This is a genomic window from Carnobacterium sp. TMP28 (assembly GCF_047553015.1).
Classification (GTDB): domain Bacteria; phylum Bacillota; class Bacilli; order Lactobacillales; family Carnobacteriaceae; genus Carnobacterium_A.
In genome coordinates, this window is sequence record NZ_CP180212.1 from 1,475,060 (window position 1) to 1,491,851 (window position 16,792).

A 16,792-nucleotide genomic window follows, 5' to 3' on the forward strand; every position below is an offset into this window, starting at 1 on the left:
ATAAAAGAAAATGAATTTTTACATAAGTTTCCACTATCTATTTTACCATAGATTAACTCAAATCGAGAAATGAATAAATGATTTCATTTAAAAAATAAAAACAAACAAAACTTATTGAACGGCAGACTCCTTTTGTTTACAAACAAAAATAAGATAAGAAACCAACTCAACTTTTTTTAGAGTTCATCTGGTTTCTTATCTTATTGTCTTGTTTCATTTTATCTCGTTCTATCCATTATGAATAATATTAAGTGTGAGTTGGTTAACTAAGATACGAACTTGCTTACGAGCTAAGGGGTAGTTTCCTACTTTCAAATACTCTACTATTTTTTCATAATGGGTTATTTTTGCATTACGGTTTTTTTTCATTAGCAAGAGGTATTCTGGATTGTCTTGAGTTTGTATTTCACGAATGGTATCCATCATTAATCTGACAAAATAGCTATTTTTATTGTAAGCAAGCATTTTATAAATCAACTGGACTTCTAAATTTAAAAATTCTTTTTCTGACTCATTAAGGTGTTTTTTTAGACAGATTAATTTTTCTTCAACTTGAGAACAGTCAAACCTAATCTCTTTTATTTGGAGTGAATGAAAGTAGTTGATCAGAGTCATCTCAATAAACTCCAATCTTTCTTGTGAACCACGAGACTCAATTTTTTGTTCTTTAACGCGTGCACCTTTATACATCTCTACGTCTAAGAAGCCCTCTTTTTGAAGTTGCTGAAAAGCTTGACGGATAGGTGTACGACTAATACTCAATTCCTTAGATAAGTCTAACTCAGTAATACGAGTTTGAGGCATCCATTGCCTCGTATCGATTTTTTCTTTTATGTATTGATAAGCCAGTTCATCTAATTTTTTGGGTTTAGCCATAATTTCATCCACCTATCGTCAGTTTCTTTGATTGACCTCTTTTCTTTAATAATAAAGACTTCATCTTGTACATACAAGCATAGTATCTTTTTTTAAAGATTTTTTCAATCAACTTTTCAACGAACGAGTGGCTTTCATTTTTTCAACTACTCTACTTTCACTTAAAAATGCTGCTGCTAGGATAAAAAAACCGCCAAGAAATTGGATAGGTGTCATACGTTCGTTTAAGAATACCGTTGATAAAACAACAGCTGAAATAGGATCAATGTAACTTAAAATAGCCATCGTCTGGCCTTTTAAAACTTGCATTGCTGAAAAGTATAAAGCATAAGCTACTCCGGTGTGAACAATGCCTAAAAATAATAAATAAGCCAAAGATGTACTAGAGACGGTTGCAATATTAAACCCTTCTTTTAAGAAAACATAAGGTGCTAGCACTAAAGAAGCCGTCATCAATTGGACAATCGTAGTTTCTAAGCTAGCAATATTTTTCAAAAACTTCGTCGCTAAAATTACGCTCGCATACAGCAAAGCTGCACCGATACCATAAGTGATTCCTAAAGAATGATTGTATCCTAATCCATTGGATATCCCTTTTTCTACAATAAAATACATGCCTATTAATGCTAAAAAAATAGCTCCTATTTTTAATTTAGTCAATTTTTCATTTAAAATAAAAGGTGAAGCTAAAACAACAAATAAAGGTGCCATATAATAACTCAATGTTGCATTTGAAATGGTTGTGTAGCGGTAAGCTTCAAATAATAAAATCCAATTTAATCCAATAGCTGTCCCTGAATAAAAAAGAATAGCAGCATTCCCCTTAATTTTCCCCCAGGATAAAGTCTTTTTGTTTAAAAATAAAACAAGCAAAAGGAACGTACTTCCAAAAAAACCACGGTAAAGGGCTATTTCACTTGAGGTTAAACCAATATTTTTAACAAACAGCCCAATCGTTCCAAAAATCAACATAGCTGTTACAACTTTCATTTTTGCTTTTGCCATTCCTTTTCCTCCTTATTGTGGTTTAATGAGACAAATAGAAACAGCTTAGGCGACGTTTATTCATAGCTTGCCTAGCCATTTCTATTTCCTCTTTTATTCTTTTTTATAGTCCAACTCTATCGAAGAGGACAGCTACATTTTTCAAATGGTACCGGTAATCAAATGCATCATCCAACTCAACTAGCGTTATAAGAGACATGATTTCAGGATCTGCTTCAATTAAATGACGAAATGGAATCTGACTTTCCCAAGAAATAGCTGTTTTAGGTTGAACAAGATCATAAGCTTTTTCACGGCTCATCCCCTTATCAATTAACTTTAATAAAACGCGTTGGCTATAGATTAAACCATAGGTAGCCTCCATGTTACGCTGCATATTTTCAGGATAAACGGTCAAGTCCTTCATAATACTGCCAAAACGATTAAGAATGTAATCTAATAAAATAGTAGAATCCGGTAAAATAATGCGCTCCGCTGAAGAATGTGAAATATCTCGTTCGTGCCATAAAACCACGTTATCGTATGCTGTAACCATATGGCCCCTAATCACTCGTGCTAATCCCGTCACGTTTTCAGAACCAATTGGATTACGTTTATGTGGCATAGCAGAAGAACCTTTTTGGCCTTTGGCAAAGAACTCTTCTACTTCCCGTGTTTCTGATTTTTGTAGACCACGAATTTCGGTTGCGAATTTTTCAATACTCGTTGCTATTAAGGCCAATGTTGCCATGTATTCGGCATGCAAATCACGTGGTAAAATCTGTGTAGAAATCTCTTGTGGTCGAAGACCTAACTTGTCACAAACGTATTTTTCAACAGCCGGTGGCGTGTGAGCAAAGGTCCCGACTGCCCCACTAATTTTCCCTGCTTCTATCCCGTTTGCTGCATGATCAAAGCGTTCGATATTGCGTTTCATTTCTGAATACCATAGGGCTAACTTCAAACCAAAAGTGGTTGGTTCAGCATGAACACCGTGTGTTCTACCCATCATAACCGTGTATTTATGTTCTTTTGCTTTCTCAGCAAGAATAGCTAGAAAGTCTGTTAAGTCTTTTCGTAACAACGTGTTTACTTGTTTTAATTGGTACCCGTAAGCAGTATCTACAACATCGGTGCTTGTTAGTCCATAATGAATCCATTTGCGTTCTTCGCCAAGAGATTCAGATACCGCTCGAGTGAATGCAACAACATCATGACGCGTTTCTTCTTCTATTTCTAGAATTCGTTCCACTTTGAAACTTGCATTCGCTCTTATTTTTTCCGCTTCTTTAGTAGGGATATCGCCACTTTCAGCCCAAGCTTCTACTGCTAGTATCTCTACTTCTAACCACGTATTGTAGCGGTTTTCATCTGTCCATAATTGGCCCATTTCAGGTCTTGTATAGCGTTCAATCATCTTATTTATACTCCCTTTTTAAATCCAGATTCCTGTATCACTTATATTTTCAAGTGTCTTATCAATATTTTTTGTCAAGATAGTAACATGGCCCATGATTCGGCCTATTCTTGCTTCATTTTTTCCATAGTAATGAAAATGCCAACTTGGTTTCAAGTGGATTTGTCTTTCTACACTTTCCATCTGTTCTCCGAAAATAGTGATAGAAACAGCATCTGAAAGCAAGGTGATTTCTGGTAAAGGCCAACCGCAAATCGCTCTTATGTGTGTCTCGAATTGAGACATAGAGCAAGCATCAATGCTATAATTTGCTGAGCTGTGAGGACGTGAGACCAACTCACTCACGTATAGCGCACCAGATGGCGTCAAAAATAATTCTATTCCTATCGTACCCACTAAATCCAAACCCTCCGCTATGGTCTGACTAATGCGTTTGACCTCTTGAGTTACCTCATCTGAAACTCTTGCTGGTGCAATTGTTTCTTCTAAAAGATTGTCACGGTGAACGATTTCAGTAGTTGGAAATATAGACAGATTACCTGCAGCATTTCGTGAAATCACTATCGATAATTCTCGTTCAAATGGAATCCACGCTTCTAAGATACAAGTGCCTTTTTTTAAAAGGAGTTCACATTTTGGAATATCCTCTTCTCCATAGAGAATGCGCTGACCTTTTTCTTCATTTTCATCATAAATTGTTTTTAACACACATGGAAAGCCGATTGAACTGGTGGCTATCTCAATATCTTCTACTGTTAAAATCATCTCATAAGGAGCTAAGTTGACTTTATTCATTTCTAAATAAGCTTTTTCTAATATTCGATCTTGGGCAATAGCTAATAATGTACTCCCCTGAGGTACAGCAACTGTTTTATTTAGTTCTTCCATTTTGTCTGCATCAATATTTTCAAATTCATACGTTATTACATCGCACTTCATTGCGAAATCTAGTAATGACTCTTGATTATCAGGAGCAGCTATAATTTGCCAGTCCGCTACTTGTGCAGCTGAACAATTTTTCTCTGGATATAAAATACCAACTTTATATCCCATTTGCTTTGCAGCTAATGCCATCATCCTTCCTAATTGGCCTCCGCCAATAATACCAATCGTTTTCCCAGGAACAATTATATTTGGCAATTGCCTCACTACCTTTTCGCTCATTTTTTTCTTTACTAGTTTATCAGTTAACTCAGAAACTGTCATGAATTATCCCTAAATAAGGGCCTTTTTTTTAAAGTTCTCCACGTTGTTTTAATGCACGCCTTCTTTTCTTGACTTTTTTGGTCCAGAAACCACCACTAATATATTTTGGTTCATAAGAAATAACAAAAGCTTTGGATTCAATTTCACTAATTTGTTTGTATAGTTTTCGTTCTGATTTACGAGTAGTTAATATCTCTAATACTAACCGATCGCCTTCTTTACCCAAAGCGTAACTCGTTGTAACACCATAGCCTAACTCTCTTAAAGCTTCAGCGATGTCACTTTTTATATCGGGTACGATAGCCGTTACCATAATGTGCCCTAGTGCCAGGTATTCTTCAATTTGGATGCCCACAGCGATTCCAACGCCGTAGCCGAGTGCATAAGCTACGATATTCCAAAAGTTATCTAACCGATCAAGAACTAAGCCCAATCCAACAACATAAATAGTAATTTCCACCATTGAAACAAAGGGGGCAATTAGTCGATACCCTTTCATGGTCAGCATAAATCGAATCGTATTTAAAGCTACATAAGCTAAATTAATGATAAATATAAGGCCTAGAAATTGAAAACTTGTATCCATTTTTAAAAATCTCCGATCTGTTAGTGTAATAGTCTATTTCTTTATAAGCCTATCAAACATTCCAAAAATAGCAAGTAAAACTGGTTCAATTTTTTGTAAAAAAATTCTCAGCACAGTGACACTTGGCTGAGAATTTCATTTTTAAAGAAATAGATGACTCGATTAAAGAATAAATTAAACGGTTTCTGGTAAATCTATCAGATTTCCTTCCTCTACCACCATTTCAACTGCTTGTTTTTTACGGCCATGATGAGAAAGAATATTCAGCGTGATAGCTGTAACACTCGTCATGACGATGCCATTTCCTGTAAAGGTTTGAACAGCTGCTGGTAAGTTAGCAAATAGTTCTGGTACAACCGTTACGCCTAAGCCAAGTCCTAGCGATAAGGCGACAATCATTAAGTTGCCATCTTCATTTAAATCAACCTGACTCAACATTTTAACTCCTTGAGTCGCAACCATTCCAAATAAAATCATCATGGCTCCACCTAAAACAGGTTCAGGAATGATTGTAGCAAATGCACCAATTTTAGGGACAAGTCCTAGAACCATTAAAAAGCCTGCTGCAAAATAAATAGGTTTGCGTGTGCGAATGCCAGACATTTGAACCAAACCGACATTTTGTGAAAAAGCGGTATAAGGGAATGTGTTAAAAATCCCTCCTAAAATAATGGCCAATCCTTCTGCACGGTAGCCTTTTTTCAAGTGTTCTTCTTCGATTGTTTGACCAGTTACTTCTCCTAATGCGAAATAAACACCAGTAGATTCAACCATACTAACAATTGAAATTAAAATCATCGTTAAAATAGAAGACCACTCAAATATAGGTGCCCCGAAGTAAAACGGTTGTGGAAAATGAAACCATGTTGCTTCTGCTACTGGAGCTAAGGTAACGAGTCCCATAAATGAGCCAACAATCGTCCCTATAATTAAACCGATAATAATAGCTAATGAATGAATAAAGCCTTTTGCAAACAATTGAATGCCTAGAATAATCGCAACAGTTAAGAAAGCTAAGAATAAGTACTTGCCTGAACCAAAATCAGCAGCTGATTTCATTCCACCGCCCATCTTCTCAATGCCAACTGGGATAAGGGTCAAACCAATCACTGTAATAACCGTTCCCGTCACAACCGGTGGAAAAAACCGTTTGATTTTTGAAAATAATCCAGCAATCAGAATAATAAAGATTCCTGAAGCAATAATTGAGCCATACATCGCTCCGATACTCTTAGTTGTACCAATTAATATTAAAGGAGAAACAGCCTGCATCGCACAACCCAGTACAACGGGTAGACCTATTCCAAAATAGCGGTTAACAACTAATTGCAATACTGTTGCAACGCCACACATGAAAATATCGATGGATACGAGGTAAGTCATTTGTTCTGAATTGAATCCAATTGCACTTCCAATTAATAAAGGAACTAAAATCGCTCCCGCATACATAGCTAACACATGTTGCAATCCTAAAGCCGCTGCTTTTGAGTTTGTTAACATTTTATTTATTCTCCTCTTCTTCTACAAATTTAACGACACCTTTTTCAAATGCACGAATACGGGCCAAAGACAAAATATCATACCCTAATTCTTCTAAATCTTTGCGCCCAGGTTGAAATGATTTTTCTATCACCATTCCAATCCCAGCAATAGATGCTTCAGCTTGACGGCAAATCTCAATTAGCCCTTTTGCTGCTTGTCCATTTGCTAAAAAGTCATCAATTAGTAAAATATGATCGGTTGCATCTAAAAAATTTCTTGAAACGGTGATTTTGTTTGTTACCCCTTTTGTGAATGAATGAACACTTGTAGTATATAAATTATCAATTAATGTCAGACTTTTATGCTTACGAGCAAAGATAACTGGAATGCCTAATTTTAGTCCTGCAAAAACAGCTGGTGCTATCCCTGAAGTTTCAATTGTTAGAATTTTTGTGATGCCTTTATTTGCAAAATAGTTAGCAAATTCATTTCCCATGGCCTGCATTAAAACTGGATCAATTTGATGATTTAGAAAATTATCTACTTTCAAAACATCTTCTCCTAATACAACGCCGTCCTTTAAAATACGTTCTTCTAATAATTTCATTATCATCCTACCCTTCTTTTAGATACATGATTTATTTCTTTTGAAAACAAAAAGAGGCCTTTTTAACTTTTGCTTTGTTTCATACCAAAGCAAAGTTAAAAAAGGCCTCTAAATTCAATTGAATTCAGCTCATTTTTAGTTCTTTACTTATAGTCCAGTATTTACGGTACTGGGTAGAAACTTGCCGACCTTATTTCGGCATTATATAAGTTGATGTCGTATTGAATATACTTTTTTTCTCTTCAAACGTCAATAGTTTTTTTAATCTTCTCATTAAACTATCAGTATTAATGAACTTTATTATATGAAACACGATAATTGTTCGGTTATAAAAAAAAGTTCAAAAATGTAGTTGCCCATTTTTGAACTTTTTTATGCTTAGTTAACTGGCTACTAAAAAATGAGGTCGTTAATTATTTGTTAGTTCTTTCGAAATGGTATCAACATATAAGTTAACTAGTCTAGAACCTTCTATATCATTAGCCGTAAAGAGGTAATCTGCGTAGTTCACTGCAGCTTCTTCACCTAGTTGAGGAATACTGCCGTGTTGCATGATGAAAAAACCCGCTATCGAGTCCACATCATTGGATTCTATCGTTGTATTAAAAAACTCATTGAATTTAGAAAGAGGTGCGGATCCATCTACTAAATAGCGTGTCTCGCTTATTGTCTGAATCATGCTATACGTTTCATCGTACTCATCGTCAATGTCGCCAACAATCTCTTCTAATAAGTCCTCTAAGGTTGCTATCCCAACAACTCCACCATACTCATCATTTAAGATAGCCATTTGGTTGCGTGTGCGTTTTAACTCATACAACAAATCATCCATAAAGATCGTCTCTGGTACGTACAATGGCGGATTTAAGATGTCTTTGATATCAATATCATCCAACTGAGTCGTTCTTGAAGCTTTTAGCAAGTTTTTTACATGGACAATACCAATAATGTTATCTTTATCGGATACATAAACCGGTACACGTGAAAATCTACAATCTAATAATAATGGAATATTTTCTTTTGTTCCATCCTCATAATCAATCATAAAAGTATCGGTTCGAGGAACCATAATCTCACGTGCCATTTTTGTATCCATGGATAAAACACCTTTTAACATAGTAAATTGATCAACATCAATCGCACCTTTTGCTTGGCTATTTTCTAAATAAGAACGAAACTCATCACGAGTCATTTTTTCTTCTTGTTTAGAGAAATCAATTGGTGTCATTTTCTTCAATAAACTCGTTGATAATGAGAGTAATTTTACAAAAGGTGTAAAAATAATTTGTGCTACTCTAATCGGTCCAGCAGTGAAGCGAGCGACTTCTTCTGCTTTTTGCAAAGCAACTTGCTTGGGATATAACTCACCAAAAACAAGCGTAACGTAAGATAAAATGACTGTTACCAATACAACTGCTAGTTGTTTCCCACCTGGAATGTTTGTTAACAAAGGTTCCAAGCGTGAAGCAAAGCTTGTCGCAGCTGAGGCACTCGAAATAAATCCTGCTAATGTGATGGCTACTTGAATGGTTGCAAGAAAATTATCTGAGTTTGCTAATAAGTTCAATACTGCAGCTGACTTTTTATCGCCTTGGGCAGCTTTCTCTCTTACTTTGCTTTGGTTTAACGATACGAATGCCATTTCTGCTGAAGCAAAGAAAGCATTGATACCTGTTAGAACAATGATAAATAAAATTTGTCCTAACATCGACTGACTGTCGGGGTCTGGATTCATAAATAGTGGTCTCCTTTTTAATAGTTGCGTTTTTTCGATTAAAAAAAACATACCATAATTTAAAGCTCATAGCAAATTAGTTTTCTTCTTTTATTGCTTTATAATAAGAAACTTTAATAGTCGTTTTTTTATTTTATTCATTGAATTGTGCAGTCTGATTCGTTCTAAAAAAGAAAAAATAGCTGAGAGGGTAACGATCACCCTCTTTACTATTTCCTATTTTACTCAATGCTCAGAAATCAAAGCGCTCAGTATCTTTTAATTTAATAGATCTTCTATTTTTCCTAAGAGAGGTTTCATCGTTGCAGTAACGTCTCCACTTGATTTATCTTCAATCGTTGCTACCATTAGATAGCTCTTATTTTCTGCATCAAAAGTTAAAAGAAATCCATTTGTATTCGCATCTTCGCCTTCTACTTCTGATGCAGTTGTTTCAGCTGTTCCTGTTTTTGCTGCTAGATTCTTTTTATTCAATGATGCAAGGCTATGCGCCGTTCCTTCAGGTTTTTCAATGACTTTAATTAACTTATTTTTCACTATATTCGCAGATTCTGCAGTCACAGCCATTTTGGGTTCAGCTGTTTTTTGATTAACCGTTAATTTAGGATAAATCAACTGGCCTTCATTTGCAAAAACTGAAAACGATACGGCTTGTTGGATAGGATTTAGTAAGAGTTGACCTTGTCCGTAAGCTGTATCCGCTAATAATTTTTCATTCGCTAGTGTTCCATCATTTGATAGCTGAGCTGGATTCATTGCTATTGGTAAGTCTAGCTTTTCTCCAAAAATAAACTTAGATAGTCCTTCTTCGTATTTTTTTTGTCCCATTTCTAAAGCTTCTTTAGCGAAATAGATATTATCAGAATAAACTAAAGCTGACTCTAAATTTACTTGTGGTGTATCTGAAACACGGACAATAAAGTGATTTCCCCATGATGAATCTTTTTGCCATGTTAGGCCATCAATTTTGTGGGTTTCATCTACTGTTGTCACTCCAGCATCTAATCCAATAGCTGCTGTAATTGTCTTAAACGTTGAACCAGGAGCATACCCTGATGCAAAACGTGATAAGAAAGGATTCTTTATATCATCTGTATACTTTTGGTAGTCTTTTGTACTGATGCCCATCGTCATTTGATTCGCATCATAAGAAGGCGTACTGACTAGTGACAACAGACTGCCGTCTTTAGGATCCATAAAAACAGCTGAGCCTTTTTCAGCTTTTAATTGTTCGTAAGCTGCTTTTTGAAGTTTCGCATTGATGGTTAATGTAATGTCTTCACCATTTTTTAATTCCATTTCTTGAATGACTTTCTTTAACTGACCTTCTTTGTTGTTAATAACGATTCTTCCACCTTTTTGACCACTTAAGCGCTCATTAAAAGCTGCTTCTAGCCCAGCTTTTCCGATAATATCTCCAGCTTGTAGGCTTGGATTTTTTTCACTATCTTCTGCTGTTGTTTCTCCAACATACCCAATCAGATGTGCTGCGGCTTCGTTCAGTGGATACGTACGAAGGGTTTTTTCTTGGTAAAGTACTCCTGGTACTTCGGGAGTTTCTCCATCTCTTACAACTTTAAAAGGCACAAAGCTTTCTGGTAAAACCCATTCAGCAGCTAGCTTATTTTCTAGTTGTTCTACTGGGATACTGTATTTTTCACTAATAACAGCTAATTTTTTGCTTTTTTCTATTCCTTCGCCTAAAACCTCAGGGTATAACCCAGCATCCCAGAACTTTCCTTCTGTTGCTAAGGGAGAACCATCTTTTGAAAGAATGTCTCCACGCTCGCCAATCGTTGTCGTTAAACTAATTTTGTCTTTTAACTCAAGATCGGGAAAAATGAGTTTTGTGCTCCAATTCACTCGATAGTTCTCTTTTTCTTTACTCATAGTCGTGACATATGCTTGTGTTTCTAATTTCCCTAAAGAAGTCGTCATTTGCATCTTATAGGCAACATCATATCGATCTTTGTCTTTGTTTAAGATAGACTCCACATCAGAAACCGTTACCTCTGAAACACCCACTCCACCATAGATTGCTTCATAGCGCTCCTTTAGTGCTTCTTTAGTGTACTTTATTTTTTCTAGTGACTTTTGTGAGACCAACTGACTTAATTTTGAGTAATCTTGCTTTTCTAAAGCATTAACATACGAGTCAACCGTTTGTTGTGCTGCTTTTTCATCCTTTTGTTTTGACCAAAAATAGTATCCTGCTCCTGCACCAATAAGTGTGACGAGAATTAGACTAAGTGCAACAACTATCTTCCATGTTGGTTGCTTTTTCTTTTTATTGCGTCTTATTGTTTCCACTCATTTGCCTCCTTTTTTATTTTTTTAGAATAAAGCCAGTAGATTTTTTACGTTATTTTTATGCATGATGTTCTGAATCTTCAGCCTTTTCTTCTTCTTCTATACGGTATTTCTTCATTTTCTTGCTAAACAATTCTCCATTACTTGGCGGTGTATACGTAATCGCATTAGCTCCTGCTTCTATTGTTCTTTGGATACTTTCTAGAGTCGGTCCACCTGTTGCTATAATCGGTAGTTCTGGGAATGCTTGACGGACTTCTCTGACGATATTAGCGGTATTCGCTGCACCACTGATATTTACAATATCAACTCCAGCATCTAGTTTTTCTTGAATGTCTGTAAATTCCGAAACGACTGTTAGAATAATTGGAATATCAACTATACCGTTTACCTCACTTATCGTACTTAAAGGTGTCGGTGAGTTTAATACGACACTGATACAGCCGTGTGCTTCAGCAAATAGAGCAATATTAGACGATCTAGGGCCGTGAGTTAACCCTCCACCAACTCCTGCAACAACAGGCATATTCGCTACCGTTGTGATACCATTAACAACGGCTGGATGAGGTGTAAACGGGTAGACAGCTATTATTGCATCTGCATTATTATTCATAATAATAGCAATATCTGTTGTAAAAATAAATGAGCGAATTCGTTTGCCATTAATGACAATCCCACTCGCTTTGCGAATAATCTCAGGTACTTTAATGTAATCTCTTCTCAAATCTGTTGTAATTTTTGGAACTTTCTTTTTAATGCGTTCCTCCATTTATTTAACCTCCTAGTATCTTTAACCCTTTTTTACTCGTTTTTTAAAGCTTGGCGTCTTTTTATGAATTCTATTGGAATTTGGACAAGTGCTTGATTCCTTATTCTCAACTTGCCTATTTTTACACATAAATAGATAAGTGAAGACTCATTTTAGTTTCACTCAGTTGAATCTCTCTCTTAATAGACAAATCGAGTCATTTTTCTTCTAAACTCGGCTAAATATTGGAACACTAGTAAAAACTCTCGTTACTTAATCATACTGGTTTAAGTTGTATTGTTCAATTAAAGCAATTAGCTTTATCGGATATTCTGGATCAGTAGCATACCCACTTTTTTGCAAAGCAAATGCGGCATCTTTGTAATTTATTGCTGCTAAGACTGTTGCGTATTGATTGGTATTCCAAGTGGTTCCAAAAACGAGTAGTCTGGCATGTTCATCCATCGACTCTTGCCAACTCTCATATACTTTAAATGGTGCTTTTATTTCAATCCATTCTCCATTAACAAATTCTTTCGTATTCATGACCGTTGTTTGATCAGGATTACTGCCTTTAATACCATAAAAATTATTGTATTTTACTGAGAGTTCGCTTTTGCCCCAATCAGATTCTAAAATAGCCTGCGCAATGCTAATACTTGGAAGAATACCATATGTTTCTTTTAATTTTTTGGCATATTCAGCTGTTTGGCTAATAAATTGTTCTTCACTCGTATTGCTTATCGCTAAGGACGAATCTAAGCTTCCGGTTGGTTTTTTTGACCCTAACAAAGCGATTGCACTAAAAAAAATTAGACAAACTGCAAACAAACTAACCAATACAAAACTAGGAGATGACCAAAAAATAAAAAGACGGTTCTTTTTATTTTTTGAAGAAGCATACTTTTTTACTGGTTTCTTTTTACCCAACTTCTCACGTCTTTCCTTTTAATTTATTTTCCAGCTTCTTTTAGTAATTCAATGTACTCTTCTAAAGATAGGTCATATTTTTCGATGTATTTAGCATTTTCAATGCCAACATAACGAAAATGCCATGACTCATAATTAATTCCCGTCTCTGCTTCTTTTCCTTTTGGAAAACGCAAAATGAAGCCATAATCAGTCATGTTGTCTACTAACCAATGCTGAGAAGCTTGTGTGTCGTATTCAGGTATTAGTCCTTGTCCAGTTTCTGACCATTCTGAATCCAGTATATCAACAGCTAAGCCAGTGTGATGTTCGCTGCCCCCTGGAATAGCAATATATTTTTCAGTTTCTTTAATAGCTTCTTCTTGGGTATAATTTTGTCCTACATAACGCTGAATGCTGCTATCATAATTTTTTTGTTGCAGATCAACTGACCGGTAACTGGAAACTAAAACAATCTTAAAACCAGCCTCAGCAGCTTTCTTCAACCAATTTTCATACTCTTGTTCTATACGTTCATCAATCATGTATCCATTTGGTAAAATAGTTAAAGGCAAGTCAAGAGTAGGATCAATCAACTGAGAGTTATTGACCAATAGTAAATTCCAATCAGAAACAGCTACATTAGGTAACTCATCTAACATCATTTGGCGTTCTTCTTTTTCTTTTAGTTGGTGTTCTTCTTCTGGTGTTAAGGCTTGAATAGAAGAATCTGCAGCTATCGATTGATTGTCTAGTGACGTTTCAGATTTACTGGATTCATCAGAAGTATTATAAAAAGTTTCTTCTATTAATCCGCAACCTGTAATCGTTGTTAAAATCAAAAGACTGCCTGCTATTTTTTTATAGTTCATTTCAGTCATACTCCGTTCTTTTTACTAGTAGCAAAAATAAAAACCTGTTTTTTCTTAATTAAAACAAGGATTTTTTTGTTCTCTCTTATAATAACATTTATTAATAAAACCGTCATAAAAAACAGGCCTTCTTTTATTTTTAACGAATCAGACAAAAAAGGATAGAGCTTTTGCCCCATCCTCTTAAACCCTTTATCGACTTTATTCTTGAACTGTATAATGATCTTCAATATTTTCTTTAAACCATTCTAATAAATCTTGTTTTTCAGTTTCAATTTGCTGTTGGATAATACCTGGTAGACTCAATTCAATCCGGTCTTTGTAACTCCAAAAATCATAGTTCATATCAATTTTAAGGACCGTACTATTCTTTTTACGGTGTTGACTGATTGTTTCTTTTTCATTCTCTTGTTGAAACGCTAGCTCAGCCGCACCACTGTTCACCCATTTTTTAGCTACGTGGAATTTTATTCCCAAGTATTCTTCGACGGGATGCGTTTCTACCTCTGGAAAGAACGTTGCATTTCGGATAACCTTTTGGACCAACATCCACTCATAATCTGTAAATAAATTTATGATAGCCTGTTCATCTTTTGGTTTCAGACTAATCTCACCCTCTTTCCATCGTTGCCAATTTTCTTGGCTAATGGATAATTGACTAGAGTAAAAGTCTTTCTCAGTATGATAATTTTCCTTTATGGTATATAAAACAATCTGGATAAGTGCTTCTTGCATGATGCATTCCCCTCTCATTGTCATGTCCTTCATTGATAGAATAAGTGCTACTTCCATTTTACACGTAACAGCTTTAAAACAAAAGTGTAAGGCTTCTCATTGCGTCCACTTCTTTGGCTTGCTACAATGAAAGAAGATAAAGAAGTTTCTATCTAAGGATAAAGGAGGAATAAAAATGAAAAAATTGCATTGGGGTATTTTAGGATTAGGGTCTATTGCTACAAGTTTCGCTGCAACTTTTGCAGCTGATGATGCACAACTTTATGCAGTTGGGTCTCGCTCAATCGAAAAAGCTAAACAATTCGCAACGACCTTTGGGATTGAAAAAGCTTATGGCAGTTATGATGAACTACTGGATGATCCTGCTATCGATGTGGTTTATATTGCGACTCCTCATAGTCATCACGCAGATCTTATTATGAAGAGCCTAGAACATGGCAAGCATGTCCTTTGTGAGAAAGCCATTGTTATGAATACCAAGCAACTAGATGCTGCTATGAATCTTGCTAAAGAAAAAGACTTGATTTTAGCGGAGGCTATGACTATTTATCATATGCCACTTTATCAAGAACTGAAGAAAAGAATGGCTGATGGCTCACTTGGTAAATTAAACATGATTCAAGTCTCTTTTGGCAGTCTAAAAGAAGCGGATCCAACGAATCGTTTCTTTAATAAAGCCATTGCTGGTGGTGCTTTATTAGATATTGGAACCTATGCTTTATCGTTCGCTCGTTTCTTTTTATCCAGTCAGCCCAATGAAGTTCTAACAACCGTTAACTTTTTTGAAACCGGAGTAGATGAGCAGGCTGGAATCCTCTTAAAAAACGCTGAAAACGAACTCGCCACTATTGCTATTGCGTTTAGAGCTAAGATGCCTAAACAAGGGATTGTTGCTTTTGAACATGGTTATTTTACGGTTACTGATTTCCCGAGGGCTGATGAGGCTACCCTAACTTATTCTGATGGGTCTGTCGAGCGCATTCAAGCCGGTGACACTACTCAAGCTTTGAATTACGAAATTTCTCATTTTAACGAAAACGTTCGCACTAAAAAAGACACCAGCTCATTAACGTTGACCCATGATGTGATGGACATAATGGATACTCTTAGAAAAAAATGGGGATTAACGTTTGATTTTGAATAAAAATATTCCGACCTACTTATTTTAGTAGGTCGGAATATTTTTCTATAGTAATTCTTGTAATTCTTGAATGTTGTTTATCCTTATATCAGATTGTTGCATTTCTGCTTTTGTGCCAAAGCCATAAGTGCAGCCTATTGTAATCAATTGATGGTAATACCCAATTTCCAAATCATGAATACGATCACCAATCACAAGGTACTCTTCTTGCCATTCACTCTTAATCAACGTAACGATTTCATATTTAGGTATAAAATTAAATTGTTCACTGCAGTACATCTCATCGAAGTAACGATCTAATTGAAATGTTTCTTGATGTGCTTGCATATAGGCTTCGCTACAGTTACTCAAAAAAATTAAGTTGTATCCCTTACTTTTTAGATTATCCAATGTTTCTAAGGCTTCTGGATACAGTTTCGCTTCTTTTAAAAGGACCTTTTCTAGTAACGTTTCGCCTATTATTTTTGAAGCAGCTAGTTGATACTCTTTAGCTAAATCTGGCATAAAGTTCTCCCACATTTCTTTGCTACTATAACCTAGCCACTTCGTTATCTCATCATCTTGCCATTCTCTTGGTTTAGCTTTTTGGTGCGCTACCAAATAACGATAGGCCCGTTTAAAAGCAGCAATATAGTTCTGCCTACTATCGTGTAACGTCCCATCGTAATCAAAAATGAGTGTTCGTATAGCTTTTAATCTCGCTTTATCCATGATTAAACCTTACATTTCTTTCAGTAAGTTCGCCATCTCAATAGCTGAAACAGCTGCTTCATAGCCTTTATTACCAGACTTAGTACCGGCACGCTCAATAGCTTGCTCAATACTATCTGTCGTTAAGACACCAAATATTATTGGTAAGCCAGTATTCATTGAGGCTGTAGCAACTCCTTTTGTGACTTCTGAGCAGACCAGCTCATAGTGTAACGTAGCGCCTTTGATTACTGCTCCTAACGTAATAATCGCATCATACTTACCTGAAGTTGCCATTTTTTGTGCAACTAATGGAATTTCATAAGCTCCTGGTACCCAAGCAATTTCAATATCCTCTTCTGACATACCGTGTCTTTTCAAGCCGTCTAGTGCTCCACTTAATAATTTTGACCCTATAAATTCGTTAAAGCGTGCAATTACAATCCCTATTTTTAGATCTTTCGCGATTAATTGTCCTTCGAATACGTTCATTA

Annotated in this window: 16 protein-coding genes and 1 riboswitch; of the genes, 1 reads left to right on the top strand and 15 read right to left on the bottom strand. The window is 35.7% G+C overall.

What is annotated here, in order from left to right:
• Window positions 1–228: 228 nt before the first annotated feature.
• The 13 genes from ACMHYH_RS07040 to ACMHYH_RS07100 form a co-directional block, all read right to left on the bottom strand.
• Window positions 229–876 (bottom strand): GntR family transcriptional regulator, encoded by a 648-nt coding sequence (locus ACMHYH_RS07040; protein ID WP_414838704.1) that lies wholly within the window; start codon window positions 874–876, stop codon window positions 229–231.
• Window positions 877–984: 108 nt separating this feature from the next.
• Window positions 985–1,881: a DMT family transporter gene (locus ACMHYH_RS07045; RefSeq protein WP_414838705.1), complete on the bottom strand. Its 897-nt coding sequence runs from the start codon at window positions 1,879–1,881 to the stop codon at window positions 985–987.
• Between the two features lie 103 nt (window positions 1,882–1,984).
• Window positions 1,985–3,277 carry an adenylosuccinate lyase gene (gene purB / locus ACMHYH_RS07050; protein WP_414838706.1) on the bottom strand — a complete coding sequence of 431 codons (1,293 nt, stop codon included), beginning with the start codon at window positions 3,275–3,277 and terminating at the stop codon, window positions 1,985–1,987.
• An 18-nt stretch (window positions 3,278–3,295) separates the two neighbouring features.
• Complete coding sequence (gene purK, locus ACMHYH_RS07055) at window positions 3,296–4,441, bottom strand: 5-(carboxyamino)imidazole ribonucleotide synthase (protein WP_414840362.1); 1,146 nt, start codon at window positions 4,439–4,441, stop codon at window positions 3,296–3,298.
• Window positions 4,442–4,511: 70 nt separating this feature from the next.
• A complete protein-coding gene (locus ACMHYH_RS07060) occupies window positions 4,512–5,069 on the bottom strand; it encodes a DUF2179 domain-containing protein (RefSeq protein ID WP_414838707.1) in 558 nt (185 codons plus the stop codon).
• 174 nt (window positions 5,070–5,243) lie between these two features.
• Window positions 5,244–6,578, bottom strand: a complete 1,335-nt coding sequence (locus ACMHYH_RS07065; protein ID WP_414840363.1) for a nucleobase:cation symporter-2 family protein — start codon at window positions 6,576–6,578, stop codon at window positions 5,244–5,246.
• Complete coding sequence (locus tag ACMHYH_RS07070) at window positions 6,571–7,158, bottom strand: xanthine phosphoribosyltransferase (protein WP_414838708.1); 588 nt, start codon at window positions 7,156–7,158, stop codon at window positions 6,571–6,573. The genes ACMHYH_RS07065 and ACMHYH_RS07070 overlap by 8 nt, the downstream gene beginning before the upstream one ends.
• Before the next feature lie 130 nt (window positions 7,159–7,288).
• Window positions 7,289–7,387, bottom strand: a riboswitch (purine riboswitch).
• A gap of 180 nt (window positions 7,388–7,567) precedes the next feature.
• Window positions 7,568–8,893 carry a hemolysin family protein gene (locus tag ACMHYH_RS07075; RefSeq protein WP_414838709.1) on the bottom strand — a complete coding sequence of 442 codons (1,326 nt, stop codon included), beginning with the start codon at window positions 8,891–8,893 and terminating at the stop codon, window positions 7,568–7,570.
• A gap of 258 nt (window positions 8,894–9,151) precedes the next feature.
• Window positions 9,152–11,203 (bottom strand): penicillin-binding transpeptidase domain-containing protein, encoded by a 2,052-nt coding sequence (locus ACMHYH_RS07080; RefSeq protein WP_414838710.1) that lies wholly within the window; start codon window positions 11,201–11,203, stop codon window positions 9,152–9,154.
• A 58-nt stretch (window positions 11,204–11,261) separates the two neighbouring features.
• Window positions 11,262–11,972 (bottom strand): hydrolase, encoded by a 711-nt coding sequence (locus tag ACMHYH_RS07085; protein WP_414838711.1) that lies wholly within the window; start codon window positions 11,970–11,972, stop codon window positions 11,262–11,264.
• Window positions 11,973–12,224: 252 nt separating this feature from the next.
• Window positions 12,225–12,881: a glycoside hydrolase family 73 protein gene (locus ACMHYH_RS07090; protein ID WP_414838712.1), complete on the bottom strand. Its 657-nt coding sequence runs from the start codon at window positions 12,879–12,881 to the stop codon at window positions 12,225–12,227.
• A gap of 23 nt (window positions 12,882–12,904) precedes the next feature.
• A complete protein-coding gene (locus tag ACMHYH_RS07095) occupies window positions 12,905–13,732 on the bottom strand; it encodes a D-alanyl-D-alanine carboxypeptidase family protein (RefSeq protein WP_414838713.1) in 828 nt (275 codons plus the stop codon).
• 201 nt (window positions 13,733–13,933) lie between these two features.
• The gene (locus tag ACMHYH_RS07100) at window positions 13,934–14,524 is read right to left on the bottom strand and encodes a hypothetical protein (RefSeq protein WP_414838714.1); all 591 of its coding nucleotides are present in this window, start codon (window positions 14,522–14,524) and stop codon (window positions 13,934–13,936) included.
• Between the two features lie 118 nt (window positions 14,525–14,642).
• On the opposite strand from ACMHYH_RS07100, the gene ACMHYH_RS07105 reads away from it, so the two are divergent.
• Window positions 14,643–15,611, top strand: a complete 969-nt coding sequence (locus ACMHYH_RS07105) for a Gfo/Idh/MocA family protein (protein WP_414838715.1) — start codon at window positions 14,643–14,645, stop codon at window positions 15,609–15,611.
• Window positions 15,612–15,653: 42 nt separating this feature from the next.
• Here ACMHYH_RS07105 and ACMHYH_RS07110 read toward each other — a convergent pair whose 3' ends face one another.
• Together ACMHYH_RS07110 and ribE are read right to left on the bottom strand one after the other, a co-directional pair.
• Complete coding sequence (locus tag ACMHYH_RS07110; RefSeq protein WP_414838716.1) at window positions 15,654–16,319, bottom strand: HAD family hydrolase; 666 nt, start codon at window positions 16,317–16,319, stop codon at window positions 15,654–15,656.
• 9 nt (window positions 16,320–16,328) lie between these two features.
• The gene (gene ribE / locus ACMHYH_RS07115; RefSeq protein ID WP_414838717.1) at window positions 16,329–16,790 is read right to left on the bottom strand and encodes a 6,7-dimethyl-8-ribityllumazine synthase; all 462 of its coding nucleotides are present in this window, start codon (window positions 16,788–16,790) and stop codon (window positions 16,329–16,331) included.
• Window positions 16,791–16,792 lie beyond the last annotated feature (2 nt).